The organism is Leisingera sp. CC-HEC096 (assembly GCF_059429235.1).
Genome location: NZ_JCAIJS010000001.1, coordinates 2,003,889 through 2,015,898, shown reverse-complemented (window position 1 = coordinate 2,015,898; position 12,010 = coordinate 2,003,889). Strand labels below are relative to the sequence as shown.

Annotated in this window: 13 protein-coding genes; 3 read left to right on the top strand and 10 right to left on the bottom strand. The window is 63.1% G+C overall.

Annotated elements, in window-relative coordinates; genetic code table 11:
* Position 1 precedes the first annotated feature (1 nt).
* Complete coding sequence (locus tag AC5STI_RS09845) at positions 2–175, top strand: hypothetical protein (protein ID WP_475047055.1); 174 nt, start codon at positions 2–4, stop codon at positions 173–175.
* Positions 172–396, top strand: a complete 225-nt coding sequence (locus AC5STI_RS09840; RefSeq protein WP_475047054.1) for an NnrT protein — start codon at positions 172–174, stop codon at positions 394–396. The genes AC5STI_RS09845 and AC5STI_RS09840 overlap by 4 nt, the downstream gene beginning before the upstream one ends.
* 118 nt (positions 397–514) lie before the next feature.
* Here the strand turns inward: AC5STI_RS09840 and AC5STI_RS09835 are convergent, their stop codons facing one another.
* From AC5STI_RS09835 to AC5STI_RS09795, 9 genes are all read right to left on the bottom strand, one after another.
* The gene (locus AC5STI_RS09835; protein ID WP_495446543.1) at positions 515–763 is read right to left on the bottom strand and encodes an EF-hand domain-containing protein; all 249 of its coding nucleotides are present in this window, start codon (positions 761–763) and stop codon (positions 515–517) included.
* Positions 764–1,196: 433 nt separating this feature from the next.
* Complete coding sequence (locus AC5STI_RS09830) at positions 1,197–2,339, bottom strand: M56 family metallopeptidase (protein ID WP_495446542.1); 1,143 nt, start codon at positions 2,337–2,339, stop codon at positions 1,197–1,199.
* Positions 2,329–2,745: a BlaI/MecI/CopY family transcriptional regulator gene (locus tag AC5STI_RS09825; protein WP_475047049.1), complete on the bottom strand. Its 417-nt coding sequence runs from the start codon at positions 2,743–2,745 to the stop codon at positions 2,329–2,331. Before AC5STI_RS09825 ends, AC5STI_RS09830 begins: the two co-directional genes overlap by 11 nt.
* 326 nt (positions 2,746–3,071) lie before the next feature.
* On the bottom strand, positions 3,072–3,350 hold the full coding sequence (locus AC5STI_RS09820) for a DUF2160 domain-containing protein (RefSeq protein WP_495446541.1): 279 nt from the start codon (positions 3,348–3,350) through the stop codon (positions 3,072–3,074).
* Complete coding sequence (locus AC5STI_RS09815) at positions 3,350–4,147, bottom strand: carbohydrate ABC transporter permease (protein ID WP_421055566.1); 798 nt, start codon at positions 4,145–4,147, stop codon at positions 3,350–3,352. The genes AC5STI_RS09820 and AC5STI_RS09815 overlap by 1 nt, the downstream gene beginning before the upstream one ends.
* Before the next feature lie 13 nt (positions 4,148–4,160).
* Positions 4,161–5,024: a carbohydrate ABC transporter permease gene (locus AC5STI_RS09810; protein ID WP_475047047.1), complete on the bottom strand. Its 864-nt coding sequence runs from the start codon at positions 5,022–5,024 to the stop codon at positions 4,161–4,163.
* Positions 5,024–6,118, bottom strand: a complete 1,095-nt coding sequence (locus AC5STI_RS09805) for an ABC transporter ATP-binding protein (RefSeq protein ID WP_475047046.1) — start codon at positions 6,116–6,118, stop codon at positions 5,024–5,026. The genes AC5STI_RS09810 and AC5STI_RS09805 overlap by 1 nt, the downstream gene beginning before the upstream one ends.
* A 7-nt stretch (positions 6,119–6,125) precedes the next feature.
* Positions 6,126–7,190: an ABC transporter ATP-binding protein gene (locus AC5STI_RS09800; RefSeq protein WP_475047044.1), complete on the bottom strand. Its 1,065-nt coding sequence runs from the start codon at positions 7,188–7,190 to the stop codon at positions 6,126–6,128.
* 156 nt (positions 7,191–7,346) lie between these two features.
* On the bottom strand, positions 7,347–9,080 hold the full coding sequence (locus AC5STI_RS09795; protein ID WP_490399360.1) for an ABC transporter substrate-binding protein: 1,734 nt from the start codon (positions 9,078–9,080) through the stop codon (positions 7,347–7,349).
* A 278-nt stretch (positions 9,081–9,358) separates the two neighbouring features.
* On the opposite strand from AC5STI_RS09795, the gene AC5STI_RS09790 reads away from it, so the two are divergent.
* Complete coding sequence (locus tag AC5STI_RS09790; RefSeq protein WP_495446540.1) at positions 9,359–10,477, top strand: THUMP domain-containing class I SAM-dependent RNA methyltransferase; 1,119 nt, start codon at positions 9,359–9,361, stop codon at positions 10,475–10,477.
* 67 nt (positions 10,478–10,544) lie between these two features.
* Here AC5STI_RS09790 and AC5STI_RS09785 read toward each other — a convergent pair whose 3' ends face one another.
* On the bottom strand, positions 10,545–11,909 hold the full coding sequence (locus AC5STI_RS09785) for a hypothetical protein (RefSeq protein ID WP_495446539.1): 1,365 nt from the start codon (positions 11,907–11,909) through the stop codon (positions 10,545–10,547).
* Positions 11,910–12,010: the final 101 nt, after the last annotated feature.

Genomic DNA, 12,010 nt, shown 5'->3' with positions numbered 1-12,010 from the left:
GATGAAACGCATTCTCTCCTTCGCCCTGCTGGCCCCCTCCAGCGCCTTTGCCGCGACCTTCGAACGCCCCATCCCGCAGCCCCAGACCGAAACCGCCGAGTTCTGGTTCCTGATGGGCTCCATCGCCCTGATCGTCAGTCTGGGGTTCGTCCAATACCTGGTTAGCCGGCGATGACACCGCAGCCCTCCTGGCGGCTTCTGGCAGCGCTCTACCCGTTCGGGGCGGGTGCGGCAGCCGTCAACATCTTCTTTGCCTCGCTGATTGCCAGCTGGATCGGCTGGCGGGTGCTGACCCCCTATGAATCGGTGGCCTGGGGTCTGCTGCTGGGCCTGCCTGTCACTTATGCCTTTGCCCGCCATATCGAGCGGCTGAAACGGCAGGCCGACGGCGGCTGACCCCGCGCCGGGATGCAAAAAGGGCCCTGCACTGCAGGGCCCCGGTACCGTTTAAGACCGGCGTGAAACCAGGTGGCAAGGCGGCTCGGGGGGATGGGGGAGCCGCCTTGCCGCAGGATCAGCTGTCTGCTGCCAGCAGGCCAGCTTCCTCCGCTGCCTGCACTTCGGCCAGATCGGCCTCGCCATCGGCATTGGCGTCAATGGTGGCAAAGGTTTCGACCGTCAGATCCGGGAAGGCCGCCTGCAGTTCCTCCAGCGAATAGGTGCCGTTGCCATCGGTGTCGGCCTCGGTGATGGACTCCATCGCGGCCAGCGGCGAAGCGGCCAGAGCAGCAAAGGCGGCGGCGGTCAGCGCGAATTTTTTCATGTGAGACACTCCATTCGTTTGTTTGGTTTTCTGCTTGCGGCCACGCTGTTCCGCGGGCCGTGGCATAGAGCTATGGCGTCCCGTTCGCTGGTGCTATCCCCTTGAGGTGAATTGGCAATTTCCGGCGCCGGACTGCCTGAACACGGCTGTCCGTTCGGCGCTTTGCTGCCCCTGCCGCAGGCTGGTCCTTTCTCCGCTCAAGGCCGGGGGGCCGTTCTGCAGAATTTTGCCTGCACGGTTTCCGGCCTTCCCGCGCTCCTTGAAAGCTTGCATCGGGAACCAGCAGCGCAATCGGGGGGAGTTCACAAAGATGAGCTGTCCCGCCTCTAGAATCTGCGGCCGGCACCAGATCGGGCGGGCAGTGTCAGGCGGCACTAGAAGCTGAAGCTGTGCTTAGGGTTGGGAACAGCGCGGCTGCACTGCGCCGGCGCGCCTACTGAGACGCAACGGCGAAGCCGCCGTTCAGGGCGCTGACGGCAAGCTCCGGAGTGCTGGTGCGGCTGGCCATCCGTTCCAGATTGACGATGGTCGACAGCATGATGCGGTCATGGCTCCAGTCGCTCGGCCTCTGCAGCAGCATCGCCGTTGCCAGCACCGCCCCGGCCATGGCCAGGGATACCAGCCCCCAGCCCAGCGAGTTCGGCCCCTGCGGCTGAACTGCTGTCACCGCGATAATGCGCCGCTGCAACGACGCGCCGCGGCGGGTTTCGCGGCGGTCCACCAGTGCTACCGCCGGGCTGCGGCGGGTGAACAGGGCGGGCCCGCGGGCGGCATGGGCGCAGGCGCGGATCAGGCATTCGCAATAGGCGCGCACATCGAACCGGGGCCGGGCCATCAGTGCCTGGTCGCAGGCAAACTCACGCAGCAACCGCACTTCGCGCCGCCAAAGATAAAAGGCCGGGTTCCAGAACAGGGCGGGACGCAGCATCTCCAGCAGGAATTCGCATTCGATATCGCGCTGGCGAAAGTGCTGCAGTTCATGCGCCACAGTCAGGCGCAGATCGCGCGGGTCGTTCAGCAGGGCAGAGGGCAGCACCACATATCGGCAAAACAGCCCGCGGGTCGAATAGGCCACGCGGATGGTGTCGGAAACCATCAGCTGTACCCGGCCGATCCGTTTCCAGGTAAAGGCGCCTGCCAGATTCTGACGCAGGCGGAAGACAGAAATAGCCACATGCGCCAGGCAGATCAGCGCCCCGGCAGCAAAGGCAGCGGCTGTCACCTGTGCCCAAAGCGGTTGCAGGCTGCTGAGATCGCGCACGGCGTCCTCCCGCAGGCCGAGCAAGGTTTCAAACTTGCCCGCGCTCATGCTGACATTGCCCTGCAGGTACTGCGACACCAGCATGTCCGAAAAGTTCGGCGGGTGCGCGATGACAAAATGGGTGAAAGCAAGGATCAGAACCGGCGAGGCCGCCAGCAGGACTGTCATCCCGTTCAGCAGCCGCAGTTGCGGCTGGTAGGCGCGGCCCAGCCTGCTTCGGGCCAGGATCTTGCGCGCGGCCAGCCACAGGGCAGCACCCGCCAGCAGCAGGATGTTCAGGTCGATATAGGCGTTCAGCAGAACCTCAGTTGGCATTGTCCCCCAGCCTTTCCTCCAAGAGCGCCCGCATCTCCTCGAGCATCTCGTCGGTCACATCCTCATCATCGACCAGCCGCGCCACCAGTGCGGCGGGCGCGCCGTTGAAGAGCTTGCTCGAAAGGTTCTTCAGAGATGTTTTCTGATACTCTGCCTTGGGAACGGCCGGGCGGTAAACCAAAGAGCGGTCCTTGCGCTCGCTGGTAAGGAAGCCCTTTTGCTCCATGATCTTGAGAACCGTGGCCACCGAGGTATAGGCGCGTTCCTGCACCTTGTTCAGCTCGGCCAGGATATCACGCACGGTGCCGCCGCCCATGTCCCAGACGACGGTCATGAATTCCAGCTCAACCTCGGTCAGCAGGGAAGTGTCGTGTTTCTTGCGCATCGCCTCGGCAGTCCGGCTCATTTGGTGGTTCCAGTCATGCTAGGGGAAGGGGGCTCCCGTGAAAACTATATTTTTTAGAAGACGTGCGGCGGCGGGGGTTCTGTTGTCAAATTGTGCGCTGCCGCGCGAGTCTGTTCAGCAGGATTGCGGGGTGATGGGCCAGTCCTTGGGACGGTGCCTGGCGCATCGGTTCGGGGCTTTGGCTGAGAAGGCCTTGAAGGGCAGGTTTGCCTTCAAGGCCGGTCTCCAGTGTGTTTTAGGTTTGCGCGTCAAGGGCAAGCCGCCTGCGGCGGGGCCTTCGGCCCCCTTGACCCGCAGGGGCAGCATTGAAACTGACCCGCAGGTTATCAGACCTTCCAGAAGCAGAAGATGCCCCAGGCAATCGACAGGCCGAGCGGCCACCACAGCGGCATCCCTACCAGTCCCAGCCAGGCCAGGAAGATGTAGGAGGTGCCCAAGAGGCTGATGAACAGCCGGTCGCCGCGGGTGGTGGTGAGGCCGAGCACGCCCTTGCGGGCCGCGCCGCCGGGGCGGCGGATCTCAGCGATGATCAGCACGCCGATGGCGGTGAAAATGCCGATGAACAACAGGGCAGTGGGCCAGGTCCAGGCCATCCATGAAAGCATTACACCCTCCCCATCGCGAAACCCTTCGCGATGTAGTTGCGGACAAACCAGATCACGATGGCGCCCGGAATGATTGTCAAAGTTCCCGCTGCCGCCAAGAGCCCCAGTTCATAGCCCGCGGAGGACGCGGTCTTGGTCATGGTGGCGGCAATCGGCTTGGCGGCGACGGCGGTCAGGGTTTTGGCCAGCAGCAGTTCCACCCAGGAGAACATGAAGCAGAAGAAAGCCGCCACACCCACGCCTGCCTTGATCGACGGCACAAAGATCGTCGCGAAGAAGCGCGGGAAGGAATAGCCGTCGACAAATGCGGTCTCATCCAGCTCCTTGGGCACGCCGCCCATGAAGCCCTCCAGGATCCACACCGCCAGCGGGATGTTGAACAGGCAGTGCGCCAGGGCCACGGCCAGGTGGGTGTCAAACAGCTCCACCGCGGAATACAGCTGGAAGAACGGCAGCGCGAATACCGCAGCCGGTGCCATCCGGTTGGTCAGCAGCCAGAAGAACAGCTGCTTGTCGCCCAGGAACCGGTAGCGGCTGAAGGCGTAGGCTGCCGGCAGCGCCACCGCAATGGAGATCACGGTGTTGATCGACACATAGGCGATCGAGTTGATGTAGCCCCAGTACCAGCTGGGATCGGTGAAGATGGTCTTGTAGTTGTCCAGCGTGAAAGTCTGCGGGAAAAGCGAGAAGCCCGCGAGAATTTCATTGGTCGTCTTGAAGCTCATCGCCACCAGCCAGTAGATCGGCAGCATGAGGAACAGGATATAGACGATGGGGACGATGGATCGTTTCTGCATTGTGATCCCTCCCTTAGTTCAGGTCGTCTTTGGTCATCAGCGTGTAGAACAGCCAGCTGACCAACAGAGTGATTGCGAAATAGATGAGCGACATGGCAGCTGCGGGGCCGAGGTCGAACTGGCCGAGCGCGATTTTCACCAGGTCGATCGACAACAGCGTGGTCGAGTTGCCGGGACCGCCGCCGGTCAGAACGAACGGCTCGGTGTAGATATTGAAGCTGTCCATGAAGCGCAGCAGGATGGCGATGGTCAAAACCGTCTTCATCTTCGGCAGCTGGATGAACCGGAACACCGCCCAGTTGGAGGCACCGTCGATCTTGGCCGCCTGGTAATAGGCGTCGGGGATCGAGACAAGGCCCGCGTAGCTCAGCAGCACCACCAGCGAGGTCCAGTGCCAGACGTCCATGGTGACAATGGTCACCCAGGCCGCGACCGGATCCTGCGTCATGTCGTAGTTGATGCCCAGCACGTGGTTCAGCGTGTAACCCAAGAGGCCGATGTCAGGCAGGGTGAAGATGTTCCACATCGCGCCGACCACGTTCCACGGGATCAGCATCGGCAGCGCCATCAGCACCAGGCAGACCGGCACCCAGAAGCCCTTGCGCGGCATCGACAGCGCAATCGCGATGCCCAGCGGCACCTCGATGATCAGGATCAGGAAGGTGAACAGGAATTGGCGGCCAAGGGCTGCGTGGAAGCGGTCGGAGCGCAGGATTTGCTGGAACCAGTCCAGTCCTTGCCAGAAAAACACGTTGTCGCCAAAGGTCTCCTGCACCGAGTAGTTGACCACCGTCATCATCGGGATCAGCGCGTTGAAAGCGACCAGCGCCAGCACCGGCAGCACAAAGAACCAGGCTTTCTGGTTTTCGGTTTTCATCAGGCCGCTCCTTGTTCGTCTGCAGCGGGGGAGGTGGCAAGCCAGCCATCCACGTAAAGCCGGGTCATGTCCTGGCGGAAGGCGAGGTGCACGGCGCTGCCTTTTTCGGGGGCGGCGCCATCGGTGATCGCGTTGATGCGCTGACCGCCGGCCTCGCATTCCACCACCGTGTGGCGGCCGATGTCAGAGACCTTGGTGACGGTTGCGGGCAGGCCGGTATTCGACAGGGACACAAACTCCGGGCGGACGCCGATTTCGGTCTGGCCGTTAGCTGCACCCTGAATGGGGCCTTCCAGCGCGATCTGCTGGCCCGCGAACACGGCGGCACCGTGCTGCAGCTCGCAAGGCAGGATGTTCATCCCCGGCGAGCCGATGAAATGGCCCACGAAAGTATGCGCGGGGCGTTCGAACAGCTCGACCGGCGTGCCGATCTGCACCACCTCGCCCAGTTGCATCACCACCACCTGATCGGCAAAGGTCAGCGCCTCGGTCTGGTCGTGGGTGACGTAGATCATCGTTGCCTGGACGCGCTGGTGCAGCTCCTTGAGCTTGGAGCGCAGCTTCCACTTCAGGTGCGGATCGATCACGGTGAGCGGCTCGTCGAACATCACCACGTTCACGTCCTCACGCACCAGGCCGCGGCCCATGGAGATCTTCTGCTTGTTGTCGGGTGACAATCCTGCCGCCTTCTGATCCAGCATCCCGGTCACTTCGAGCATTTCGGCAATCGCCATCACCCGCCGGTGCACGGTGGCCTCGTCCCGGCCGCGGTTGCGCAGCGGGAAGGCCAGGTTGTCGTATACCGTCATGGTGTCGTAGATCACCGGGAACTGGAACACCTGGGCGATGTTGCGCTGGTCCGGGGGCAGGGCGGTCACGTCCTTGCCGTCGAACAGGATCTGGCCCTCAGACGGCACCAGAAGCCCCGAGATGATGTTCAGAAGGGTGGATTTGCCGCAGCCCGAGGGGCCAAGCAGCGCATAGGCGCCGCCGTCGGTCCAGTCGAGGTCGATTTCCTTCAGCGCGTAATCCGAGTCGGACTTCGGTGCCGAAAGATAGCTGTGGCGCAGTTTTGAGAGAGTTATTTTAGCCATTGATGCCTCACGCCGCGCGGCTGCCGTCAGGGGCAAAGAAGTATGCCTGCGCGGGGTCCATGTAGAAATCGTGCAGCTCACCCACCTGATAGGGGTGGACGCCGTGGGCCAGCGAGACCCAGCTGCCGGTGCCCATGTCGAAATGAGCGGAGCTTTCAGAGCCGGAGAGTTCGGTCACCTGCACCTGGCCCGACAGCTGCACATGGGCGCCGTTTTTCGCCACAGGCAGCACGTGGTGCGGGCGGATGGCGATGGTGTAGGTGCCATCGGCCAGCCCGGCGGCGGCACCGCTCAGCTCCCAGGTGACGCCAGCGCCCAGCAGGGCCGTGCTGCCCTGCTTGGTGATCTCGGCGGTGTTGATCGGCGGATCGGAGAACACCCGCGCCGCATCGACATTGCCGGGGTTGCGGTAGATCTCGGCGGTGGGGCCGAACTGCGTCACCCGGCCATCGCGCATCAGCGCGGTCTTGCCGCCCAGGAGCAGCGCCTCTTCCGGTTCGGAGGTTGCATAGACCACCACAGCGCCGCGGCCTGCAAACAGCTCGGGCAGCTGGTCGCGAAGCTCTTCGCGCAGTTTGTAGTCGAGGTTGGCCAGCGGCTCATCCAGGAACACCGCACGGCTTTCCTTGGCAATCGCGCGGGCCAGGGCGCAGCGCTGCTGCTGGCCGCCGGACAGCTCATGCGGGCGGCGGTGCAGCATCGGCTTCAGCTGCAGGATCTCGGCAGCTTCCTCGACGCGGCCGGCAATCTCCGACTTCGCCATGCCTGCCACCTTCAGGGGCGAGGCGATGTTTTCATACACCGTCATGTGCGGGTAGTTGATGAAGAACTGATGCACCAGGCTGATGTTGCGCTTCTGGGTGCTGAGACGGCTGACATCCTCGCCATCCATCAGCACCTGGCCGCTGGCCATCGGGTCAAGGCCCGCCATCAGTTTAATGAGTGAGGTCTTTCCGGAGCCGGTGGCGCCGAGGAGGACGTTAAAGTGACCGGGCTCCAGCAGCAGGGAGGTTTCCTTGATGTGCTGAATAGCGCCGACGCGCTTGGTCACACCCTTGAGTTCGAGTGCCATCTTGCTTTGACTTTCTGGCAGGCGGCCTGTTTGCGCGCGGGGCAGGGGCGCGCTGGGGTCTTGGGGAAAAAGGCCCCGGAAGACGGGAAAGGGTCTCCGGGGCCTGATGCAGCCCGGCCAGATGATGGGGATCGCTGGCCGGGCCGGGAGGAGGCCTTAGTTGGTTGCCCAGCGGGCCACCAGCTCGTCATAGTTGACGGTCTGGCCTTCCGGCTTCTCGTTTTCCAGCTTCGGCTTGGCACCGCCATTGGCGAACCACCACTCCGCGTCCTTCTCTTCGTTCAGGCGCGGGCCGCAGCCGCCATAGACATTCGCCTGCTCGTCTGCACGCTGCATACGGCCCATGGTGATGTCCATTTCCTCGGCCAGACGGTCCATCGCTTCCTGCGGCGTGAAGGCGCCGGAGTTCACGTCACCGATTTGCTGCCACCAGATCTGGGCCAGCTTCGGATAGTCCGGAACGTTGATGCCGGTCGGCGACCATGCCACACGGTCAGGCGAGCGGTAGAACTCGACCAGGCCGCCCAGCTTGGGTGCGCGCTCGGTGAAGCTCTCGTGGTTCACGGAAGAGTCGCGGATGAAGGTCAGGCCGACGTGCGATTTCTTCACGTCCACGGTCTTGGAGACCACGAACTGGGCATAGAGCCAGGCAGCCTGGGCACGGTCCAGCGGGGTGGACTTGAGGAAGGTCCAGGAACCCACGTCCTGATAACCGACCTTCTGGCCTTCTTCCCAGTAGGGGCCGTGCGGGCTGGGCGCCATCCGCCACAGCGGGTTGCCCTCGGCATCAACGGTATTGTTGCCTTCGGACTGCGGCTTCACCATGTCGGCGGTAAAGGCGGTGTACCAGAAGATCTGCTGTGCCACGTTGCCTTGTGCCAGTGCCGGCAGCGACTGGTAGAAGTCATAGGATGCAGCGCCCGGAGGAGCATACTTGCGCAGCCATTCGTCCCACTTGCGGATCGCATAGACGGCCGCCGGGCCGTTGGCAGCACCGCCGCGGGTCACGCTGGCGCCCTGCGGGTTGCAGGAGCCTTCTTCCATGCGGATGCCCCATTCGTCGATCGGCACGCCGTTCGGCTCACCCTTCGAACCGGCACCGGCCATCGACAGCCAGGCATCGGTCATCCGCCAGCCAAGGTCCGGCGCGCGCTTGCCGTAATCCATGTGGCCATAGATTGCGGTGCCGTCGATTTCCTTGACGTGCTCGCTGAAGAACTCGGCGATGTCCTCATAAGCGGACCAGTTGACCGGAACGCCCAGGTCATAGCCGTACTTTTCCTTGAATGCGGCCTGCAGGTCTTCGCGGTCGAACCAGTCCTTGCGGAACCAGTACAGGTTCGCGAACTGCTGGTCGGGCAGCTGGTACAGGTCGCCGTCCGGGCCGGTGGTGAACTGGGTGCCCATGAAGTCATCCAGGTCGAGACCGGGGTTGGTCACGTCCTTGAACTCGCCTGCCATCATGTCGGTCAGGTTATAGGCCAGCTGCAGGCGCGAGTGGGTGCCGATCAGGTCGGAGTCATTGACGTAGGCGTCATAGAGGTTCCGCTTGGTCTGCATCTGGGTCTGCACGGCCTGAACGACCTCGCCTTCACCCAGGATCTGGTGGTTCACCTTGATGCCGGTGATCTCCTCGAACGCCTTGGTCAGAACCTCGGATTCGTAGGAGTGCGTCGGGATGCCTTCCGACAGCACGTTGATCTCCATGCCTTTGAACGGCTCAGCCGCCTGGATGAACCACTGCAATTCCGACAGCTGCTCATCCTTGGTCAGCACCGAAGGCTGAAATTCTTCATCAATCCATTTCTTGGCCGCCATTTCATCGGCATAGCCAATCGATCCCGCAACCATCGCGCAAACGGCGGCTGCGGACAAAAGATACTTCCGCATCTTTTTCCTCCCTGAAAGTCGTTTAAAGCCAGCTATGCATTGGCTGCACCTGACTGCCATAGAGCTTTCATAGGTTGGATTATGTTGTCAAACTAATTTTTTAGTAAGTGCTATGTGATTGTTTTAATTGATACAATGAGCCCATCGTCACGCGCATTCCGCAGGCGCATACCATGCCGCATCGCAGCATCTCCAGTTGTGACGCAACGCCACTTCTCGCCCTCATTGCCGTGAAAAAAGCAGTCGCCGCGCCTGGGCATTCCCGTTACAGAGACGCCATGACGCAAGAAACCACATTCGAGATCTTCCTGACCGCACCGCCGGGGCTGGAGCAGGCGCTGCTGGCCGAGGCCAAGGAGCTGGGTTTTGCCGCGCCCAAGGCGGTGCCGGGCGGTGTCACGGTGCAGGGGGATTGGCGGGAGGTCTGGCGGGCCAACCTTTCGGTACGCGGTGCCGCGCGGGTTTTGGCGCGCATCGGCGAGTTCCGCGCCTTCCATCTGGCGCAGCTCGACAAGCGCGCGCGCAAGTTCCCCTGGGGCGACGTGCTGCGCCCGGACGTGCCGGTGAAGGTGGAGGTCGCCACCAATAAGAAATCCAAAATCTACCACGCCGGCGCCGCCGCCCAGAGGGTGGAGAAGGCCATTGCCGAGACCCTAGGCGCCCCCGTCACCAAGGACGCCGAGCTGACGGTGAAGCTGCGCATCGAGGATAACCTCTGCGTCTTCAGCGTCGACACCTCGGGTGAGGGGCTGCACAAGCGCGGCCATAAATCCGCCGTCGGCAAGGCGCCGATGCGCGAAAATCTCGCCGCCCTGTTCCTGCGCGAATGCGGCTTTACCGGCAATGAGCCGGTGGTCGATCCGATGTGCGGCTCCGGCACCTTTGTGATTGAGGCAGCCGAGATCGCCAAGGGCCTGCTGCCGGGGCGCAGCCGCAGCTTTGCCTTTGAAAAGCTTGCGACTTTTGATGCGGACGCCTGGGCAGAGCTGAAGCAGCAGGGCGAGGCACGCGAAACGGACGTGCTGTTCCACGGCTCCGACCGCAACGCCGGTGCCGTTGAGATGTCCACCGCCAATGCCGAGCGCGCCAGCGTCGCGGACTGCACCCGGTTCATGCAGGCCGCCGTAAGCGATTTGCAGCGCCCCGAAGGCCCGCCGGGCCTGGTCATCGTTAACCCGCCTTATGGTGCCCGCATCGGCAACAAGAAGCTGCTCTTTGCCCTCTACGGCGCCTTGGGACAGGTGCTGAAGGAGCGGTTCTCCGGCTGGCGCGTGGGCATCGTCACCTCCGAAACCAGCCTGGCCAAAGCCACCAATCTGCCCTTCCTGCCGTTTGGCCCGCCGGTTGCCCACGGCGGCCTGAAGATCCGTCTTTTCAAGACAGACCCGCTGCCCTGAACAGGCCCGGGAACGCAAGAGGGCGCCCCGCGGCGCCCTCGACAAGGTTTGCATTGATGAGGCTGGTTCAGCCGATATCGTAGATATCGCCTGTCCCGCCCTCGGTGCCGCCAACGGGCACAGTGCCACCCGCCGGCTGGGTCATCAGCGCCATAAAGTCCTCGGCACCGGGCTCGCCGCTGCTGCCCTGAAACTGGCCTGCCAGGTTGGCGTCATACCAGTTGCTTAAGCCCTCGCCGGTGACACCGCCATTGGCATAAGAGCTGCCGCTGCTGGCCGCCACCGCCGGATCATAGCCGCCTTCCAACACCTGTTGCGACCCGTCCGGGTTGCTCACCACCAGAGACATGCTGCTGAGGTCGATATCCTCCAGCGTCAGCCCGGCGTCGGACCACAGGGTGAAGTTGGCATTGGTGACGGTGCCGTCGGTGCTGTCCGGCACCTGGCCGAATTGCACCATCGCGTCGAAATTGCCGGGCACGGTGGTGCCGGTGTACAGCGCATTGACGGAATTTGCATTGGCCTCATGGCCGGTCACCGGCAGCGCGTTTTCGTCCGGGAAGAAATTCAGCCCGCTTACGCTGGCGTCATCCGCCATGTTGAAAAACAGCCCGTCGATGTCGGCCACTTCACCGTCCCAAGAGGTCGGCTCCATCTTGATGAACAGCTGGTTTTCCGGCGTCTGCAGCACCTCGACGGTGACACTCGGTTCGCCATTGCCGCCGATCTCGAAGAATACGGACGTCTTGCCGCTGTCTCCGCCGCCCCCTGTGTCACCACCGGTCCCCTTGGTGCCGCCAGTTCCGCCGGACCCACTGGTGCCGCTTCCTTTGGTCCCCCCGGTTCCCTTGGTCCCGCCGCTGCCCGAGCCTCCGGTACCGCCGGATCCCTTGGTGCCGGACCCGCAGCCATGCGTTCCACCCGAACCCCTGGTCCCGCCTGACCCGCCTGAGCCACCAGTCCCTCCGGACCCGCCAGACCCTCCGGTTCCGCCGGAGCCGTTCCAGTCATCTTCCTCGCGGTACCACCAGTGCTTTTTGCCGTGATGGCCCTTGCCGCCGCAGCCCTTGGTGCCGCCGGACCCTCTGGTGCCGCCGGATCCTTTGGTGCCTCCGGACCCCTTGGTGCCGCCGGATCCTTTGGTGCCGCCGGAACCTTTGGTGCCTCCGGAACCTTTGGTGCCGCCGGAACCTTTGGTGCCTCCGGAACCCTTGGTTCCGCCAGAGCCTTTGGTGCCGCCGGAGCCGTCCTCCTCATCCTTCCTGTCTTCGCGCCAAGCCTTAAAGCCCTTGCCTTTCCAGCCATAACGGTCAGACAAGTGGCTGTCGTACCAGCGGCCGAAATGCCCGCCTTGCACGCCGCCGTTGTAATAGCTGTTGCCGCCGCAGGCCTGCTTGCCGCCCCAGCCCCATGAAAAATGTCCCCGGCCCATTATCTACCCCCAGGCAATACCTCGAAACCCAATTGCGGATTGGCCTGTGCACAGGACGCAAACACGCAATTGGTAACGGTAAGGAAGCCGGCGGGAAGGGC